The following is a 17,859-nucleotide window of genomic DNA, read 5'->3' on the forward strand; positions in this document are numbered from 1 at the left end:
ATGCAAAGCCTGATTGACTTCTTTCGCAACAAGGACGGAAGCCCCATCCGTGACCTTGGATTGCTCCTCTTCGTCTTCGGTTTGTCATTTTTTCATTTCCTGGGACGCCTTCCCCTGCTGGAAACGGACGAAGGGCGCTACATGGAGATACCGAGGGAAATGCTCGAACGGGGCGATTTCATTACGCCGACCTTGAACTATGTGAAATATTTTGAGAAACCTCCTCTCCATTACTGGTTTAACGCCCTCTCCATCAAGCTCTTCGGCCTTACCGAGTTCGCCGGCCGTTTCAGCGGCGCTCTGTGGGGGGTTTTAGGGATTACCCTCGCCTATTACCTGGGGCGGAAGCTGTTCGGCCGACGGGAAGGGCTCTATGGAGCCCTCATCCTCGGGACATCGGCAGGATATCTAATCCAAAGCCGCACCAACATCACCGACACGACCCTGACCATATGCATGACAGCATCATTGGCATTTTTTGCCATAGCCATACGGCCGCATGAGAAGAATAAGAGCCTGCATTATTATCTTTTTTATGTATTTGCCGCCCTGGCGGTGCTGGCCAAGGGGCTGATCGGCATTGTCCTTCCGGGCGCCGTCATTTTCTGCTATCTGCTCGTCACCAGGCGATGGTCGCTCCTGAAGGAGATGCGCCTGCCCACCGGCATCCTGGTCTTTCTGCTCGTCGCCGCTCCATGGTTCATCATGGTCTCCCAGAGGAACCCGGAGTTTGCCCGTTTTTTCTTCATCCATGAACACTTCGAGCGATTCCTGACCAAGGTGCACAACCGGTACAAGCCGTTCTGGTTCTATGTCCCGGTGCTTCTGGGGTGCATGCTGCCCTGGTCATTTTTCATCCCCTCCGCCTTCATCAACGCCTGGAAAGAGCGGAAAACCACCGGGGCAGATGCACGGCTATTTCTCGCCCTGTGGGTCATTGTCATCTTCGTCTTTTTTTCCAAATCGAATTCCAAGCTCATCCCCTACATCCTCCCAATCTACCTGCCCCTGGCGATACTTATCGGCGGTACTTTTGTTTCAGCAGTGGAAAACGGAATCAAGCCGCTGAAGGCAAATGCCATTGTTGCCTCCATAGCCCTCACCCTGGCGGGCTTGTCAGCCATCGTGTATCCTCTTGTGGCAACTAAGCCGCAAATAGCCATGCAGGGAGGAATCATCATCGGGTTATGTTTGCTCGGCCTGGGCTTGCCCGCGCTGGTAACCTCATGGAAAGGACAGACGGCTGCCCTTTTTTGCAGCCTGGCCATCTTCTCCTACTCATTTGGTCTTTTCGCACCACCTGTCATCTACGCCAAAATCGCCCAGAGAAAGTCTTCCCGTGAGCTGGCCCTGATTGTTCGTGAGAAAGCAGGAAAAGATGCGGTGGTTGCCACCTTCGAATACGAACAGGGGCTTCCTTTCTACAGCCAGCGGCGCGTTGTCGTCGTCGGTGGCCGGGGAGAGCTGGAATTCGGCAGCAATCAGGGAGACCAATCCGCCTGGTTCATTGGGCTGAATCAGTTCGCCGACCTGTGGAATTCATCAAGGCCGGTCTTCGCCCTCATTCAGCAACGTGAGCTTGTCGTCCTTGAGAAACTCCTGTCCACTCCCATCAAGGAACTGGGGAGACAGGGGAGACGAATACTCATCACCAACCATTAAAAAGCAATGGCATCCTGAGCCATTTTGTGCGATAGTCGCAAGTTCTGCAAGGGCAGAGGAGGTTTCAGGTGCGCAAAGAATTTTTACCCTTTTCCACTCCCGCCATCGGGGATGACGAAATCAACGAGGTAGTCGATTCCCTCAGATCGGGCTGGATCACTACAGGCCCGAAGGTGAAGCGTTTTGAAGAGGAATTCAAGGCCTATGTAGGTTCACCCTTCGCTGTACCCCTCAGTTCGGCCACGGCAGGGCTGCACCTGACGCTCCTGGCATTGAAGATCGAACCGGGTGACGAGATCATCACCACCCCCATGACCTTTGCCTCCACGGTGAGCATGATCATCCTCTGCGGAGGAGTGCCGGTGCTGGTCGACATAGAACCGGGCACCCTCAATATCGACGTACAAAAGATCAGGGAGAAGATCACTCCCCGCACCAAAGCCATCATCCCGTGCACTTTGCCGGCCAGTCCTGTGACATGGACCGCTCTTTGCCCTGGCCAAAGAATTCAATCTCACCATTATCGAAGATGCTGCACACGCCGCCGGCACAGAATACAAGGGAGAGAAGATCGGCTCTTTCAATTCCATTTCCATCTTCTCCTTTCATCCCAACAAGAACATTACCACCGGCGAAGGGGGGATGGTCTGTACCCGTGACGAATCCCTGGCAGAGGAAATTTCCCTCCTCAAATTCCACGGTATGAGCAGGGAGGCGTGGAAACGCTTTGCCGCCACCGGCACCCCCAACTACGACATCATGCTCCCCGGTTTTAAATACAACATGATGGACATTCAGGCTGCTATCGGTATCCACCAGCTCCCCAGACTGGATGGCTTCATTGAAAGGCGCACAGCCATTGCTGATTTTTACAATGAAGCCCTCGCCGATGTGGCCGAACTGGCCCTTCCCCGATACGCCACGTACGACCAACGTCATGCCTGGCACCTCTATACCCCACTGGTTCGCATTGAAATGCTGGCCATCGACCGGGACCAGTTCATGGCGGAGCTGAAGAAGCTCAATATCGGCAGCGGGCTGCACTACAAGGCCATTCACCACCACGCCTGGTACCGTGAGAACTTGCCCCAGGTGGAGGGAAGCCTCCCCAATGCCGACTATGCCTCTGACCGCATTCTGTCCCTGCCCCTCTTCCCGAAAATGACAGATGAGGACGCGCGGGACGTGGTCGGCGCAGTGAAAGAAGTTATCGTAAAACATAGAAAGTAGTTACAGGACCAGGTTATGCAGGAAAAACCGTATGTGACTGTAGTCATCCCCGTTTACAACGAGGAGCCTAATCTCCCGCCGCTGATAAACAGGCTTTACCCGGTCATGCAGCAAATGGGGCGACCTTTCGAGATCGTTTTTACCGATGACGGCAGCCGCGATGACTCCCTCTCCATTCTCAGCCAGATGGTGGAGAGATACCCGGAGATCGGCGTCATAGAATTCAATGGCAACTTCGGCCAGCACATGGCTATTCTGGCGGCCTTCGAGAAAAGTCGCGGCGAGATAGTCATAACCCTTGATGCAGACCTGCAAAATCCCCCGGAAGAAATTCCCAGACTGGTGGCAGAGATCGAAAAGGGGCATGATGTGTCGGCACCATCCGCCAAAAGCGCCAGGATACCATCTTCCGCCGGGTCGCCTCACGCATCGTCAACATCACCACCAACAAAATGACCGGCATGCAAATGAGCGATTATGGCTGCATGCTGCGCGCCTATCACCGCAACGTGATTAACAATATCAACCGTTGCGAGGAAACCACCACCTTCATACCGGCCCTGGCCCAGACCTTTTCCGCAAATCCTTCCGAAATCAAGGTAGCCCATGCGGAACGGGCCGAAGGGGAAAGCAAATACTCCCTGTACCGGCTGATTCGCCTCAATTTCGACCTGATGACCGGTTTTTCCGTGGTACCGCTACAACTCTTCGCCCTGATGGGGATACTCACCTCTGTTTTTTCCATGGCTTTTGCGGTATTTCTCCTTATCAGGCGCTTCATCATCGGCGCGAGGTGGAAGGGGTTTTCACCCTGTTCGCCATCCTATTTTTCTTCATCGGCATCATCATCTTCGGCATCGGCCTGGTGGGTGAATACGTGGGAAGGATCTACCAGGAGGTACGCAAACGACCGCGCTACGTGGTGAGAAAGCTACATGGATTCAGGGATAAGTAAGGTGAATGCAATTAACAGGATTGTCGTCTGTGCCTATCATAACGTCGGTTACGGCTGTATTGAGGAACTGATCCGCCAAGGGGCGGATATCAGAATGATCTTCACCCACGAGGACTCCCCCACCGAAGAAATCTGGTTTAAATCGGTGCGGCAACTGGCCGAAAAGCATTGTATTCCTTATATGACGTCCGATATCAACCTCCCGGAAAATGCGGCCCTGTTGCAGGAGATCGCCCCGGACTTCATTCTTTCCGTCTACTACCGAAACATGATCAAGCAGGAGATTCTCAGCCTGCCGGGGTGCGGCGCCCTGAACCTGCACGGCTCATACCTGCCCCGGTACAGGGGAAGGGTGCCGGTGAACTGGGCGGTGATCAACGGCGAGACGGAAACCGGAGCTACCCTCCATTACATGGTGGAAAAACCCGATGCCGGCGACATTGTCGACCAGGAAAAGGTAACCATAGAATTCACCGACACCTCCTTTGATGTCTTCAACAAAGTGACTGATGCCGCTGTTACCGTAATTGCCCGCTCCTGGCCACGGCTGGTTGCAGGGACGGCAGGCCGCATCCCCATGGATCTGAAAGCGGGCAACTACTGCGGCGGCCGGAAGCCGGCAGATGGCCGCATTGACTGGAGCAAATCTGCGGTACAGATCTACAACCTTATCCGCGGCGTCACCCATCCCTATCCCGGCGCCTTCATGTTTCTGAATGGAAAGAAAGTCATCATTTGGCAAGCGTGGCCGGTAGAGGGGAGTGGCGAGCCGGGAAAAGTCGTTTCCGCTGAGCCGCTTATGGTTGGAACCGGCAATGGACTACTGGCAATAAAGAAGTTGCAATTGGAAGGTGAAGAGGAAACCACCGCTGAAGGTTTTTCCCAACAATATCAGTTGGCAGAAAAGTTTGAATAACCATGCCGGCTTCGAGAAAGGCGCCAGCTGCCAGGCGACGCGGGGCAACAACGCAATTGGCCCCTTTATCGAAGCGTTATAAGGAGAAGACTGGAATGAAAGTACTGATCTTGGGCGTCAACGGCTTTATCGGCAACGCCCTGACCCGCCGCATCCTCGACACCACCGAGTGGGAAGTCTTCGGCCTGGATATGAGCGACAACAAGCTGGAACACTCCATCGGCCACCCCCGTTTCCATTTTCTGGAAGGACATCACCATCAACAAGGAGTGGATCGAGTACAACATCAAGAAATGCGACGTGGTGCTGCCGCTGGTTGCCATTGCCACTCCGGTCACCTATGTCAAGGACCCCCTGCGTGTGTTCGAGCTGGATTTCGAGGAAAACCTGAAAATCATCCGCCAGTGCGTAAAGTACGGGAAGCGGGTTATTTTCCCCTCCACCTCCGAGGTATATGGCATGAGCCCGACCGGGAGTTCGACGAAGAAACATCCCCCTCATGCTGGGCCCCATTAACAAGGAGCGTTGGATATACTCCTGCGCAAAGCAGATGCTGGACCGGGTCATCTACGCCTATGGCGAGCATGACGGCCTGCGCTATACACTGTTCCGCCCGTTCAACTGGATCGGCCCCAAGCTGGACAGCATCAGCACCGCCAAAGAGGGAAGCTCGAGGGTTTTGACCCAGTTCCTCTACAACATTCTGGCAGGCGAACCGATCCAGCTGGTGGATGGCGGCAGCCAGCGCCGTTCCTTCACCTTCATCGAGGACGGCATCGACTGCCTGATGCGGATTATCGAAAACAGGGACGGCTGTGCCGAGCGAGGTATCTTCAACATCGGCAATCCCGGTAATGATCTGTCGGTCAAGGAACTGGCAGTGAAGCTGAGGGAAATGGTCAAGGAATATCCCGAATATCGTGACCGGGCCGAGAAGTGTCAAATCATAGAAGTCACCTCCGATGCATTTTACGGTAAAGGGTACCAGGATATGCTGACCCGCGTACCGTCGGTTAAAAATGCTGAGACCAGGCTGGGATGGAAACCTGTCACCGCTATAGACGGTGCCCTGCGTAAAACCCTGGAATTCTATCTGGTTGAGGAAAAAGAAAAAATAGACAACCTGCTGTAAAAATGCCCTGAATAAACTTCCGGACATAAAGCGGCCGCTTTCCAATCGAAGCGGCCATTTACTTTCAAACCATCTAAAAGGAGTGCGTAATGAAGCCACATCTACTCTTGCCTCTTCTATTAATTACCTTCTGGGCGGGCGGCTGTGCCGGCCCGACTACGACCTTGAAAGTCGGTGGCGACGATGCAAACATCAGCGGGTTTCTCATACCCGTTAAAGAAACCTTCGAGGAAGAAACGAAGACCTCCCTCTCCATAATGCAGATCGAGCCGGGCGAAGAACTTGTGCAATTGGCCAAGGGAAACGTCGATGCAATTATAGCCACCAGTTCTTTGAAGGAACTTCTGCAGGAAGCTGCCCTGAAAAGACTTACTCTGCCACCGGCATCACTGCACATGGTAGAGGTTGGAAGCAATCGTACAGTGATTTTTCTCCATAAGAACAACAGGATCAAGCAGCTGAACCAGAAACAGCTGAAGTCCATCTTTACCGGTAAAATCAGAAATTGGCGCCAGTTTGGCGGCCCGGACCAGGAGATTATCATTGTCTGGGACTCAACTTCAGTAGCTGAAAATGAGGCTTTCATCAAAAAAATTCTTAAGGATTCCCCGATGGTTGCCAAATTCCGGTCAGCCGACAGCTACGAGGAAGTCCGCAAAGCCGTCATGGAGACCCCCGGCGCAATAGGTATCGCCCCCAGCGGCTTCATCGCTCCAGGCGTCAAGGTGCCGAAAACGCCCAAAGTCAGTTCGCCGGTCATCCTGGTAACCAAAGGCAAGCCGTCACCTCTGACAAATAAACTCATCGATATCCTTAAAGATGCCGCATATATCCAGTAGAACCCACCTATAACCCAGTGGGAAAAACCTTCTTGTGTTACCTGCTGCATCAGTGTAAGGTGCTGAAACCATGAGCCAATCGACCATAGCCCTCAAAGTAGATGTGGATACCTACATCGGCACCCGTGATGGAGTACCCAGGTTACTGGAAATCATGGAGTCGGCAGGAATCAAGCTACCTTTTATTTTTCAATGGGGCCTGATAATTCCGGCAAGGCGATCCGCCGCATCTTCACCCGAAAGGGCTTCCTGAAAAAAATGCTCCGCACCGGTGCCCCCTCGGCCTATGGCATTAAGACCATGCTCTACGGCACGCTTCTCCCGCCACCGATGATCGGGGCGGCCTTTCCGGACATTCTGCGCAAGACGGCCGCCATGGGGCACGAGACAGGTATCCATTGCTGGGACCATGTGAAATGGCACGATCTTCTGCCGTGGATGCCAAAAAAAACAGTGGCCATGGAAATGGGCAGGGCTTTCGCTCTCTATGAACAAATCATGGGGCAGCGGCCGAGAACAACTGCAGCTCCAGGCTGGACGGTTTCTGAAGATTCCCTCGAAATTCAAGATGCTTTGCATCTTTCCTACTGCAGCGATTCACGCGGCACCTCTCCCTTTTATCCGGTATTGGACAACAGGCGCTTCGCCACCCTGCAAATTCCCACCACCTGGCCAACCATGGACGAACTGATCGGCGAGAACGGCATAACTGCCGACAATATCAACGATCACTACCTTGCCTGCCTGCGGCCCGGACTCAACGTCCACACTATCCATGCCGAACTTGAAGGCAGGGTTCTGGCTGCCCAGTTCACCGACCTTCTGCAACGCCTGAAAGATCGCGGCGCCCGCTTCATCACACTGGCTGAAGCTGCCGTGGAACATGGCGCAAACGCAGCCGAATCGTCCATGGCCATGGGAGAACTAGCTGGCCGGGCCGGAGCGGTAGCCCTGCAGCTATGACCCTGCCCCGATCATTTTCTGTTACCAATCTTTAATCTTTTATTGTTTTTTGTCTTCCCAAGTGATAGTTTATCGAAGTTTGTTTGAAGGAGTATTCATGCCTGATTCTCTGGTGCGGTATTTCCACATGGACAGCAAGGACCTGGTCTATCTGAAATTCATCCTGGAGGCCTATGAGGGGCTCGCCACCTTGAGTACGGAGGATGCTAAAAAGGGCATTACCCGTATCTCTGTGCCCTGCGAACTCAATTCGGAGCTGGATAAGCTCCTGCATGCACTTCTAGCGGATATAACCTTCAACGAGATTTTTCCGCCCCTGCTTCTGCCTTTAGAAAATCAGCCATGCTGCGAGGAAAGCTGCCATGCTTGAACATTTCGATTGCGCCGCCATCCTGCGCCGAGCCCTTTCCGGAGGAGGCGAGTTCGCCGATATATATTTCGAGGAGGGAAGCTCGACGGCCATCGTCTGCGAAGACTCGAAGATAGAAAGAGTCCTCGCCGGAGCCGACCGGGGCGTGGGAATACGTGTCATTTCCGACCTGAGAACTGCATATGCCTTTAGCAACGAGATTAGCGAGTCTTCTCTCCTGGCCCTGGCCGAGACGGTGAGCCGGGCAGTAAAGGGGAAGAAGTTCGACAGGGTCATAGACCTTACGCGAAAAATTGTGGGCACAGGCTTCCCGATTCTTCTGCCACCGGAGGACATCCCGCTGAAGCAAAAAATCGCGACCGTCTCTGCCGCAGACCTTGCCGCCAGGGGCTTGGACGGGAAAATACGCCAGGTAACCGCCATGTACCGCGATGGAACAGCAAAAGCGCAGATAGTCAATTCCTGCGGCGAATTTATCGAAACAGCCAGGACCGGTACCGTTTTTACGGTTCAGGCCATTGCCGCAGAAGGATCCCTGGTTCAAACCGGCTACGAGGCAATCGGCGGTGTCCGCGGCTTTGAAATCTTTCAGACGATGGGTCCTGAAGAACTTGCTCTGGCCGCAGCAAGACGCAGCCTGATGATGCTCGGCGCAAGGAAAGCGCCCGGCGGCACCATGGCAGTGGTCCTTTCCTCAGAAGCCGGGGGAACCATGGTCCATGAAGCCATTGGTCACGGTTTGGAAGCAGACTTGGCCCAGGCTGGAATGTCGGTTTATGCGGGGAAAGCAGGAACCCGGGTGGCATCCCCTCTTGTCACCGTCATTGACGATGCAACAATAGCAAATGCCAGGGGGTCGTTCTCCTTCGACGATGAAGGGACACCCGCCCAACGGACGGTGCTGGTCGAAAACGGCATCCTGAAAGGATACATGTACGACAGGCTATCTGCCATGAAGGACGGTTGTCTGTCAACGGGAAACGGCAGGCGAGAGTCATATCAGACTAAACCCATTGCCCGCATGACGAACACCTTGATTGCGCCAGGCACCACCCCCCCTGGAGAAATAATCCAAGGTGTCAGGGAGGGCCTTTTCGTTAAAAAAATGGGAGGGGGGCAGGTCAATACGGTTAATGGCGATTTCGTCTTCGAAGTTTCCGAAGGTTACCTGATTGCAAACGGAGAGATTGCTGAACCGGTCCGTGGTGCAACACTGACCGGCAACGGACCTGACGTGCTCAACAAAATAACCAAGGTCGGCACCGATCTGGGTTTCGGCATCGGCACCTGCGGTAAAGAAGGTCAAGGGGTTCCGGTCTCCGATGCCCAACCGACTCTTCTCATTTCAGAGATTACCGTAGGGGGCACCGCCTGATGTACCCATGCGTAAAAACCACACGGTGAAAGAAATGCCGGTAAACACCTCTTCAACACACGATCCAGCAAATATTCTGCAATCGCTGAAGGGTTATTCCTTTCTCGAGGGCTACCATCTTTTACTTTTCTGCTGCAGGAGTACGGCCGCAAGCGCCGGTAACGATTGCTGGGAGCTACACCTTGCCCATCAGCGGCCTCAGGCTGTAAACCTGCCCATTGCCGCCTTCGACGAAATCCTCGAGATTGCCTGCATCGGCAAGCGTCCGACCACTTTGCGCTCACCGGAAGGGCTGTATGTTTTTGCCGTTCCCTTTTCTCTAGAGGATGATTCCCTTTACTGTCTGGTCGGTACTGGTGTCAGGGATAAAGCATTAGATCTGGGCGGAGTCGAATCACTGGCAGAGCTGACGCAGAGAGATCCTGTGGAACTGCTTGAGCTCTTCCAGAAATACCCTGTGGCCTCAAGAAAAGATGTTGAAGACGCTGCAGACCGGGTGTTTCGCCTAATCAAGGAGAATATGGCGGAAGAACACCCAACAGGCTCATCCGATGATATTCTCGACAAACTTGCTGCCGTTGCCAGCATCTGCTCCGAGATGGACAAGATGACCACCAGTGCAGCAACCATCTCCCTCTTTCTCGACACGCTGACCATTATTTTCGACATTCCCCGTCTTGGCATTGTTTTTACCGGCAGCGCCTGCCAGGAACTTTTTCTTGCTGGAGACTGGGCACCGCCTGCCGCTGCTGTGAAAAAGATCATACCGCACCGGATCAATAACCTGTTCCCCCTGGAAAACGCTGGAAAGAGCTTCGTTGTTGGCGGTGAAATAGCCTCCCTGTTCCCAGAGCAAGATGTGGAGATGGCTACCTGCCTGCAGTTCCTGGCAAATGGGGATAACTGCGGGCTGATAGCACTTCTGGACACGAAATTGCGGGAGGGTGATGTTTCGCTGATTGAACTTGTCTGCAAAAGGGTGGCAACACGGTTACAGCAACTGCTGCAGGAAGAACAGCTGCTTCGGGCGAATACTCAATCCCAGAAAATGCTCGAGCTGATAAGCTCGATGCTCATGATCGACGACCACAATGAGCTTTACGATTCACTGCTCAACGCGGCCACCGGCCTCGTCGGCGCCATCAACGGCTCTTTCATGGTCATGGACAAGAACGGCGAAGAGCTGCACATCGAAGCGGTAAGGGGAATAAATTCCCATCTGGCAAAAAGTTTTACGATCAAGGTTGGCGAAGGAATCGCCGGCAAGGTAGCAGCTGATGCTTCTCCTATTGTGGCCAGCGACATCGAAAACGATTCACGCACTGCAAGGCTGAATAGGTCCCGTTTCAGGACAAAGTCCTTCGTCTCCCTTCCTTTCAGTTACAATCAGCAGGTAATCGGCGTTTTGAACATCTCCGACAAGGAAAACGGTGGAACGTTCAATGAGAAGGATCTTGAAACCCTGAGTTTTTTTGCCGATCATGTGGCTGGGGTGGTGCACCACGCAACGGCAAAGGCAGCTTGGGCGAGCTGCCGGTCAGTGGCGATCGGCGACCCGTCGACCGGGCTTTACAACCGCAAGTTTCTGCTCAAAAGGATGCAGGAAGAAATCAGCCGCTGCAAAAGGCTGACCCGCAGCCTGGCCCTGATGCGCATCGAGCTGTTCGGCTTGGGAAATGCCGGGGAGAAAGCAATGAAAGCCATTGCCGGGGTGCTGACAGAAATGCTGCGCGAGATGGACGTGATTTCCCGATATGGAGAAAATTCCTTCTGCATCATACTGCCGGATACGGGGAAAAATGAATCGGCACTGGTGGGGGAAAGAATCCGCGTGAAGATAGTCGATGCTATTGCTCAGCTGGATGGCACTCCACTTGCCAGGGCCTGCGTAAACATCGGCTTATCCACCTTTCCCGAAGACGGAAAAAACGTCGACGAGATAGTAACGGCAGCGGAGAAAGCCACTTTTCGACCCATTTCTTTTACCTCAGCTGCCGCTGTGCAAGCACCCTCAATCAACAATGGCCTGAGATCGGGCAACAGCATCACCCTTCACGATTCCCGGCAACTCCTCCCCCTGTTCCACAACGGGCAATATAAGGATAGTCAGCCAAATGCTCAGCCAGTTCCGCCTCCGTATACCTGTTTGCCCTGCGAGCAATCAGAACGGCGGAAATAGCAATCGGCAGCGTGAAAATAAAAATGCCGGTCATGGCCATCAGCCTTTCGCCGATGAGCACGGTTATGGTCAGGTTGAAGACGATAACGGACAGATACAGTACCGGCCCATACAGCGAACGGAAAGGAGCAGCCATTACTCCTTTCGGCCGTTCTCCCCTCTTCCCGGTCAGGGCATCGATCCGCTGCAGGGCAAAAATCATTAGTGCACTTACCAGAAACCAGCCGGCGTAATTGGAAAATGGTATACCGAAATGGTAGCCTGCTTCCCGATAGCCGTAAATCCTGCCGAGAAACCAGCGGTGCCCCTGCAGTGCCACCGGATCAATTATTATATCCAGAAAAACCTGAAACAGCGATCCCAGCAGTAACACTGAAAAGGATTTGCGAATTGAGCTGGTTTCAAGTGTAACTACGTCCCTGGGGGAGGCTTTGATGGGAGATACGACAAGCAGCGCAGCAGTATAACTGCAGTAGGCAAGAAATACATAGGAGAGAGAGTCAAAGAAAGGAACGCCGAAAATCCACAGCTCTTTACCCTTGGTAGCCTCCACATAGTAATACCAACCATAGGGAAAGCCTGTGTTAATGGAGCTAACTTCCGAAAGAAATGAAATGACATAGCCGGCAGCAGTAAAATACAAGGTCTTTCGCCACCCCAGATGGGTTACCGCAGCCACCAGATATACGGCAAAGAAGGCAAAGACATAGGGCCGCATGGTCACCGTCCCCACCGCAATCGAAAAAAAATCAGTCACAATTCCCCCCAGATGAAAAATGGCGCTTTGACAGCGCCATTTTCGTTTTGCTTTTCCACACCACGCATTTCTCTAAAACAGGGTGCCTATGACACTGCCCAATACCTGGATCGGCCCGGTATCCCCCAGCCCGTCCATGGCCTTTTCCGCCTTTTTCAATGTGGCGGTAGTGTCGCGGTAAAGTTTGTCATCGTTGACCAGTTTGCCCAGGGTGCCTTCGCCATCATTTATCTTGCGCGTTATTTCCTTGATATTCTTGGAAGCATCCCGCACCTCGTTATAAAGTGCCTCATCATTCACCAGTTTGCCATGGTGCCTTCGCCGCGGTTGATCTTGGCTGCTATGTCCTTGACATCCTTCATGCTGTCATTGATTCTGGCCATGGCGGACCTGGCGTCGCTGTAAAGCAGATCATCGTTGACGAGTTTGCCGATGGTGCCTTCTCCCTTGTCTATCTTCAGGGCGATGTTTTTCACGCTGGCCGAGGCATCGCGGAAGTTTTCATAGAGAAGCTTGTCATTGAGCAGCATGGCCAGAGAGCCGTCCCCACGGTCGAGCTTGGTGGTTATGCTGTTGATGTTGGCAATGGAGCTTTGCAGGTTGGTGCGGTTATCATCGAGAATGGCGCTGATCTTGCCCATGACCTCGTTCTGGTTTTCGTTGAGCTGAGTGATCAGAAGCTTCGCATCCTGGACCACCTCGCTCACGTTATCGACGATAATGTCAATGTTTGCCACATCCCGTCCTTTTACCGTCCCACCAGGTGGAAGGATTGGCGCACCGGGAGAACCGAAGGATATCCCCAGAAATTGCCCCCCCAGAAGATTGGTCAGACGCAAGGTGGCGACTGAATCGGCTTTGATCTTGGTTCCGGGCTTCACTTCGAAATCGATCTGGACCTTTTCTTCAAGGATGGTTATTTTATCGATCTTTCCCACATCCACGCCTGCCAAACGCACGGGATCACCGATCTTCAACCCGGTAATGCTCGTCAGAAAGGTTTTATACATCACCTTTTTTTCGAAGGGGTTCCATTTCTCCCCCACTTCCAGCATGAAGCCGAACAGAATCAGTCCTAATATAAAAAAGATGCCTACTTTTTTTTCAACTGAAATCGCCATTAGCTGGACCTCCAGTAAGAACCACTTGAATTACCGCTGTAAAACTCACATTAAAAGCCTGGTGAGGAAATAGTCCGCAACCAGAATAAGCATGAATGACCAGACCACAGATCTTGTTGTTGAAATACCGATGCCCCTTGCGCCGCCAGATGTCTTAAACCCCACATAGCAGGAAACCAGCGCGACAATGGCGCCAAAGGCAAATGCCTTGATCAACCCGTTGCCTATCTCCTGGAATTTCAATGCTGCCGTAAGACTGTCGTAATATGTGGAATATGAAACAAAAATCTTTGGATGAAGGTTGCTTATGATCGCGCCCCCGACAATACCGATGCAGTCAGAGTAGATTACCAGCGCCGGCACACAGACAATACAGGCAATAAAACGAGGCATGGCTAGATAGCGGACCGGGTTGATGTCCAAGGTTTTAAGGGCATCGATCTCCTCATAGACTTTCATCACGCCAAGTTCCGCAGCCATGGCCGATCCGACCCGACCTGCCACCAGAAAACTCGTCATGACCGGTCCCAGCTCCCTGACCATTGAATGTCCCACAATCGCCCCGATTATGTCCTGGCTGCCATACTTGTTCAACTCGACCCCGGTCTGTAACGCGAGCACCATACCGACGAAGAACGCCATCACTGAGGCAACCGGCAAGGTCTCATAACCTATGATGGCCATCTGGGCAAAGATGCTTGCCAGGTTGCGAGGCGCTTCCCGGAAAAAGTAGACAGTCTGGCCCAAAAGTATCAGCATCTCGCCGATAATTTCATGGAACTTTATGACCTTTTTGCCGATTCTGTCGATGGCACCCGCCATTATTGTGTGCTCCTTGGGATTACAGAGGCCTCTGCCTTAACATCTGCTGCAGTACTGCCCCAGTTGAAACCGAAGGGAAGCCATAACAGACTTAGATTTTTGGTTCCGTTGCTGCTCCGATACCTTATCAGGCCTTTAAGCAGTTTCAAATCGCTACTCTTGCTGTCTGCCTGAAATTGGATGAACGGAAACAGCTCATAGGCCAGGGCTTCATTCCGGACCTCATGCCAGTAAAGGTTCCAAACAAAGGATACGCAGAGTCTCCTGTTTCACTCCACCGTTGTTGATATATCCGCCACAGTGGCGCCCAGTTCTTTTCTATGCCGTCCCGATCGAAAATCGGCTCCACAGGGGCGGGCACGGACAGTGACATTACACCGCGGATATCCTTCTTGTAAACAAAGAGCGGCCAAAGTGCGGTACGCTGCCGTTCGCTGCCATCTTTCGCCCAGGTCTCCCTGCTGTCGGTATATAGAAAAAAGAGGATTCTGTCCAGGTGTTGACTGTAGGAGCTGGAACTTATCTCCTCACGCTTCAGCAGCGGCCACATGTACCAGCGCTTGAGGGATTCTCTACCCCGGTCAACCGAATAGAAAGGAAGCACGCTTGTTACATTCCTCGTACTCCCGCGCACTGTCAGCCAAAAGGGCCAGAAGTAGTCAATTTCGTGTTGATCTCTGGCGATATCGTCCGTATAACCGAAAAAGGGCCAGAAATATGACCGGGAAATCTTTTGCGGCGAATCGGTCGCCGCATAAAGAGGCAATACCGCCACTTTATGGGTCGGATTGTCCGTGTTCAGACGACTGCTCTCAGTGGAGAAAATGGGCCACAGGGCAAACCGCTTGCTATAGGCTCCTTCCTTGGAAGCTTGCCCATACAGGGGCCAGAACTGAAAACCCTTCTCCCTCTCCCCCTCGACGGTAGAAAAGAAAGGATACAGGTAGTTACGGGTGGTTGTCCCTTTTTTCACCGTTCTGCCATAGAGGGGAAAAAGCACGTAATGGTACTCGTCCCGCCAGAATCGCTCATAGATGTCGCCATAGAAAGGAAAGACAGAGGTATATGGGCCATATTTTTCAGACTTCCCACTGATGTAGAAAGGAAAAAACATCGCATCCTTTTCCTGCTGTTCCGGCTCATCTTTTCGATAGCTGTTGCTCTGCACCAGTTTCAGAAATTGAAATGTGGTTACTTCCGGCGAAACATCCCTTGATGCAAGGGGATATAGATAGTCTGCAGAGCTTGTTTTATTGTGCCGGTTCGTTGTCTGGTAAAACAGCGGACGAACTGCCGTGTCATGGTCTTCCTTGTTATGCTGGAACTTGAAAAGCGGGCCAAGCATGGAGATGTTGCGAAACCCATCCTTCGGGCTATCCCGATAATCCAGCAGGGGCCAAAGGGTGAATATTGTGCCGGCTTCGGCGTTAGCATCCTCGCCCTCTGCAACAGAAGCTGTTACTGAGGAGAGAATGATGAGAATTACTGCTATGGCTGATATTGTAATACGCATAAACCTCGTCAGAGGATGCAATCTCTGGGCAAGATAAGGGAAGGATACCCAGGAAGAAGAACTGCAGCTATTATCCTCATGAACGAAGTTAGTCAACAAAAAAACCCGACAGAGTCGGGTCTTTCGGGCTTCAGTCCAATCAGACAGCTGAATCAATACTTGCTGTCGGCATAGTCGACCCAGCCGCCGGCAAGAACCAATGCCTTGTCAAAGGGAGAAATCTGGAAGGACAGCGCGTCTTCTCTCCCTCCCCCCCGGATTGAAATTTTCTCGGCTTCGATATCGACGGCAATGACGGTATCCCCATATCCCGAATAGCCGAAGAGGACATCAAGGCTCTGAGTAGGCAACTCTATAGCTGCCATGCCGCAGTTGAACATGTTCTGACGAAAGATCCTGGCAAAGGATTCTGCTATTACCACATTGATATCATTGACTTCAAAAACCATGGTGCATGCTCCCGGGAGGAGCCGCAACCGAAATTGGCACGGCTCACTACCACCCTTGCCTTTGCGGTCTTTTTTCCTTTAGGATCGAATCCAGGCAGCTTGAGGTCTTCTAAAATATATGGCTTCAAATCCTGCTTGGTGATTTCCGTTAGGTATTTGGCAGGGATGATTTCATCCGTATTTATGTCGGAGCGATCAAGAAACAGTGCTGGTCCGGCGAAGCTTTTCATATTTACTGTTCTCCTTAAGATTATAGATATTTTCTGGGGTCGGCAATCTTGCTTCAATGGCTGTAGCCGCCGAAGTCGCGGGCGACATCAGGTGCACCATTCCCCCTTTGCCCATGCGGCCCATGAAATTTCTGTTGGTGGTGGAAGCGCATACCTCTCCTTCAGCCAGCACTCCATTGCTCATTCCAAGACAGGCGCCGCAGGTGGGATTGGTCACACAGAACCCTGCATCCATAAATATGGCGATTAAACCCTCATTGAGAGCATCGCTGTATATTTTAGGCGTTGCCGGCGAGAGAATCGCCCGAACCGATGGAGCTATTTTCTTTCCTTTGAGAATCGCTGCAGCTATCCGTAGATCCTCAAGCCTGCCGTTAGTACATGAACCAAGGTAGACTTGATCCACCGGGGTGCCGGCAATGTCGCCGATCGTTTTCACCTGATCCGGCTTATAACCGAAGGTGACCACAGGCTCAAGGCTCGAAACGTCAATATCCACCACTCGATCGTAGGTGGCGTCTTCATCCGACCACCATTTTTTGAAATCTGCCAGAGCAGCCTCTTTGCCGGCATATTCCTTATTGATGAAGGGCCATAGGTAGTCTACCGTCACACCGTCGGGCATGCAGATGCCGGAGGTACCACCTGCCTCTATCGCCATGTTGCATAATGTCATGCGAGACTCCATGGTCATTGCGTCCACAACAGCCCCCCGAAACTCCATTACCCGGTCAGTTGCTCCATTGACCGTAAGCTTTCCGATGACATGGAGAATCACATCTTTTGCATAGACCCCTTTGGGAAGCTTTCCGTTCAGGTTGATCCGGATCGTCTTTGGATCGCGGAAGGCACAGACACCTTTAAGAATGCCCACCTCAAGGTCAGTGGTGCCGACACCGGCGGCAAAAGCCCCGAAAGCACCGTGGGTGCAGGTATGTGAATCACCCATGATCACGGTATAGCCGGGACGGATATAGCCTTTTTCAGGGAACAGCGCGTGACAGACCCCATTGGCGCCAATATCGAAAAAATTCGGGATGGCGTGCCGACGCGCCCAGTCACGCAACATCTTCGCCTGGGTAGCGGTTTTGCTGTCCTTGCTCGGAGTCACATGATCAATTACCGCTTTTATCTTGCCTGTATCGAAAACCCGGTCTTTTTTCCTCTCCATCAGGTCGGCGATGGCTATCGGCGTAGTTATTTCATGACACATTACAACATCAAGCTTCAGCACTCTGGTTCCAGAAAAAGGTTCGTCTACCAGGTGCGACTTAAATATCTTCTCGGCTATGGTCATTCCCATACAAAATGCATCCTTTCCATAATTGGGTTCTATTGCGTTGGTA

16 protein-coding genes and 5 pseudogenes are annotated in these 17,859 nt (G+C 52.5%); 13 read left to right on the forward strand and 8 right to left on the reverse strand.

The window, feature by feature from the left end:
- From JCM15764_RS02615 to JCM15764_RS29200, 4 genes and pseudogenes are all read left to right on the forward strand, one after another.
- Window positions 1–1,662 carry a glycosyltransferase family 39 protein gene (locus JCM15764_RS02615; protein WP_054692291.1) on the forward strand — a complete coding sequence of 554 codons (1,662 nt, stop codon included), beginning with the start codon at window positions 1–3 and terminating at the stop codon, window positions 1,660–1,662.
- Window positions 1,663–1,730: 68 nt separating this feature from the next.
- Window positions 1,731–2,060 (forward strand): annotated as a pseudogene (locus JCM15764_RS29190) (DegT/DnrJ/EryC1/StrS family aminotransferase); the annotation flags it as partial.
- A gap of 124 nt (window positions 2,061–2,184) precedes the next feature.
- Window positions 2,185–2,892, forward strand: coding sequence for a DegT/DnrJ/EryC1/StrS family aminotransferase (locus tag JCM15764_RS29195; RefSeq protein ID WP_279384232.1), 708 nt, complete (start codon window positions 2,185–2,187; stop codon window positions 2,890–2,892).
- A 15-nt stretch (window positions 2,893–2,907) separates the two neighbouring features.
- Window positions 2,908–3,348, forward strand: coding sequence for a glycosyltransferase family 2 protein (locus tag JCM15764_RS29200; RefSeq protein ID WP_243688206.1), 441 nt, complete (start codon window positions 2,908–2,910; stop codon window positions 3,346–3,348).
- A 43-nt stretch (window positions 3,349–3,391) separates the two neighbouring features.
- Here the strand turns inward: JCM15764_RS29200 and JCM15764_RS30565 are convergent, their stop codons facing one another.
- Window positions 3,392–3,637, reverse strand: coding sequence for a hypothetical protein (locus JCM15764_RS30565; RefSeq protein ID WP_500778418.1), 246 nt, complete (start codon window positions 3,635–3,637; stop codon window positions 3,392–3,394).
- A 48-nt stretch (window positions 3,638–3,685) separates the two neighbouring features.
- Here JCM15764_RS30565 and JCM15764_RS30570 point away from each other — a divergent pair, with 48 nt between their 5' ends.
- Window positions 3,686–3,847 carry a hypothetical protein gene (locus tag JCM15764_RS30570; RefSeq protein ID WP_500778419.1) on the forward strand — a complete coding sequence of 54 codons (162 nt, stop codon included), beginning with the start codon at window positions 3,686–3,688 and terminating at the stop codon, window positions 3,845–3,847.
- A gap of 1 nt (window position 3,848) precedes the next feature.
- A complete protein-coding gene (locus JCM15764_RS02630; RefSeq protein WP_243688208.1) occupies window positions 3,849–4,763 on the forward strand; it encodes a formyltransferase in 915 nt (304 codons plus the stop codon).
- Window positions 4,764–4,828: 65 nt separating this feature from the next.
- Here JCM15764_RS02630 and JCM15764_RS29210 read toward each other — a convergent pair whose 3' ends face one another.
- A complete protein-coding gene (locus tag JCM15764_RS29210; RefSeq protein ID WP_243688209.1) occupies window positions 4,829–5,086 on the reverse strand; it encodes a hypothetical protein in 258 nt (85 codons plus the stop codon).
- Here JCM15764_RS29210 and JCM15764_RS29215 point away from each other — a divergent pair.
- From JCM15764_RS29215 to JCM15764_RS30575, 7 genes and pseudogenes are all read left to right on the forward strand, one after another.
- Window positions 5,049–5,279 (forward strand): NAD-dependent epimerase/dehydratase family protein, encoded by a 231-nt coding sequence (locus tag JCM15764_RS29215; RefSeq protein ID WP_279384233.1) that lies wholly within the window; start codon window positions 5,049–5,051, stop codon window positions 5,277–5,279. The genes JCM15764_RS29210 and JCM15764_RS29215 overlap by 38 nt on opposite strands.
- Window positions 5,263–5,895: a bifunctional UDP-4-keto-pentose/UDP-xylose synthase gene (locus tag JCM15764_RS29220; RefSeq protein ID WP_279384223.1), complete on the forward strand. Its 633-nt coding sequence runs from the start codon at window positions 5,263–5,265 to the stop codon at window positions 5,893–5,895. The genes JCM15764_RS29215 and JCM15764_RS29220 overlap by 17 nt, the downstream gene beginning before the upstream one ends.
- Before the next feature lie 89 nt (window positions 5,896–5,984).
- Window positions 5,985–6,734 carry a substrate-binding domain-containing protein gene (locus JCM15764_RS02650; protein ID WP_054692306.1) on the forward strand — a complete coding sequence of 250 codons (750 nt, stop codon included), beginning with the start codon at window positions 5,985–5,987 and terminating at the stop codon, window positions 6,732–6,734.
- Between the two features lie 192 nt (window positions 6,735–6,926).
- Window positions 6,927–7,697, forward strand: coding sequence for a polysaccharide deacetylase family protein (locus tag JCM15764_RS02655; RefSeq protein ID WP_243688210.1), 771 nt, complete (start codon window positions 6,927–6,929; stop codon window positions 7,695–7,697).
- A 97-nt stretch (window positions 7,698–7,794) separates the two neighbouring features.
- On the forward strand, window positions 7,795–8,067 hold the full coding sequence (locus JCM15764_RS02660) for a DUF4911 domain-containing protein (protein WP_054692309.1): 273 nt from the start codon (window positions 7,795–7,797) through the stop codon (window positions 8,065–8,067).
- Window positions 8,060–9,442: a TldD/PmbA family protein gene (locus JCM15764_RS02665; protein ID WP_054692312.1), complete on the forward strand. Its 1,383-nt coding sequence runs from the start codon at window positions 8,060–8,062 to the stop codon at window positions 9,440–9,442. The genes JCM15764_RS02660 and JCM15764_RS02665 overlap by 8 nt, the downstream gene beginning before the upstream one ends.
- 1,075 nt (window positions 9,443–10,517) lie before the next feature.
- Window positions 10,518–11,399: pseudogene (locus JCM15764_RS30575) on the forward strand (sensor domain-containing diguanylate cyclase); the annotation flags it as partial.
- 88 nt (window positions 11,400–11,487) lie between these two features.
- Here the strand turns inward: JCM15764_RS30575 and JCM15764_RS21340 are convergent.
- The 6 genes and pseudogenes from JCM15764_RS21340 to JCM15764_RS02700 form a co-directional block, all read right to left on the reverse strand.
- On the reverse strand, window positions 11,488–12,378 hold the full coding sequence (locus JCM15764_RS21340) for a carotenoid biosynthesis protein (RefSeq protein ID WP_243688211.1): 891 nt from the start codon (window positions 12,376–12,378) through the stop codon (window positions 11,488–11,490).
- A gap of 72 nt (window positions 12,379–12,450) precedes the next feature.
- Window positions 12,451–13,499 (reverse strand): annotated as a pseudogene (locus JCM15764_RS02680) (MlaD family protein).
- A gap of 45 nt (window positions 13,500–13,544) precedes the next feature.
- On the reverse strand, window positions 13,545–14,321 hold the full coding sequence (locus JCM15764_RS02685; RefSeq protein ID WP_054692320.1) for an MlaE family ABC transporter permease: 777 nt from the start codon (window positions 14,319–14,321) through the stop codon (window positions 13,545–13,547).
- 145 nt (window positions 14,322–14,466) lie between these two features.
- Window positions 14,467–15,834, reverse strand: a complete 1,368-nt coding sequence (locus JCM15764_RS02690) for a hypothetical protein (protein WP_243688212.1) — start codon at window positions 15,832–15,834, stop codon at window positions 14,467–14,469.
- A gap of 152 nt (window positions 15,835–15,986) precedes the next feature.
- Window positions 15,987–16,513 (reverse strand): annotated as a pseudogene (locus JCM15764_RS27720) (3-isopropylmalate dehydratase small subunit).
- Between the two features lie 20 nt (window positions 16,514–16,533).
- A pseudogene (locus tag JCM15764_RS02700) lies at window positions 16,534–17,816 on the reverse strand (3-isopropylmalate dehydratase large subunit).
- Between the last annotated feature and the right edge of the window lie 43 nt (window positions 17,817–17,859).

Origin of the sequence: Geotalea toluenoxydans JCM 15764 (assembly GCF_001311985.1) — a bacterium.
GTDB classification, from domain to species: domain Bacteria; phylum Desulfobacterota; class Desulfuromonadia; order Geobacterales; family Geobacteraceae; genus Geotalea; species Geotalea toluenoxydans.

What these genes read in the sequence shown, in the direction of transcription:
- JCM15764_RS02685 (WP_054692320.1), bottom strand. Translation starts at nt 14,321, where the DNA reads ATGGCGGGTGCCATCGACAGAATCGGCAAAAAGGTCATAAAGTTCCAT.
- JCM15764_RS29210 (WP_243688209.1), bottom strand. Translation starts at nt 5,086, where the DNA reads ATGGCAACCAGCGGCAGCACCACGTCGCATTTCTTGATGTTGTACTCG.
- JCM15764_RS30565 (WP_500778418.1), bottom strand. Translation starts at nt 3,637, where the DNA reads ATGGAAAAAACAGAGGTGAGTATCCCCATCAGGGCGAAGAGTTGTAGC.
- JCM15764_RS02650 (WP_054692306.1), top strand. Translation starts at nt 5,985, where the DNA reads ATGAAGCCACATCTACTCTTGCCTCTTCTATTAATTACCTTCTGGGCG.
- JCM15764_RS02660 (WP_054692309.1), top strand. Translation starts at nt 7,795, where the DNA reads ATGCCTGATTCTCTGGTGCGGTATTTCCACATGGACAGCAAGGACCTG.
- JCM15764_RS02665 (WP_054692312.1), top strand. Translation starts at nt 8,060, where the DNA reads ATGCTTGAACATTTCGATTGCGCCGCCATCCTGCGCCGAGCCCTTTCC.
- JCM15764_RS02615 (WP_054692291.1), top strand. Translation starts at nt 1, where the DNA reads ATGCAAAGCCTGATTGACTTCTTTCGCAACAAGGACGGAAGCCCCATC.
- JCM15764_RS02690 (WP_243688212.1), bottom strand. Translation starts at nt 15,834, where the DNA reads ATGCGTATTACAATATCAGCCATAGCAGTAATTCTCATCATTCTCTCC.
- JCM15764_RS02655 (WP_243688210.1), top strand. Translation starts at nt 6,927, where the DNA reads ATGGGGCCTGATAATTCCGGCAAGGCGATCCGCCGCATCTTCACCCGA.
- JCM15764_RS29220 (WP_279384223.1), top strand. Translation starts at nt 5,263, where the DNA reads ATGCTGGGCCCCATTAACAAGGAGCGTTGGATATACTCCTGCGCAAAG.
- JCM15764_RS29200 (WP_243688206.1), top strand. Translation starts at nt 2,908, where the DNA reads ATGCAGGAAAAACCGTATGTGACTGTAGTCATCCCCGTTTACAACGAG.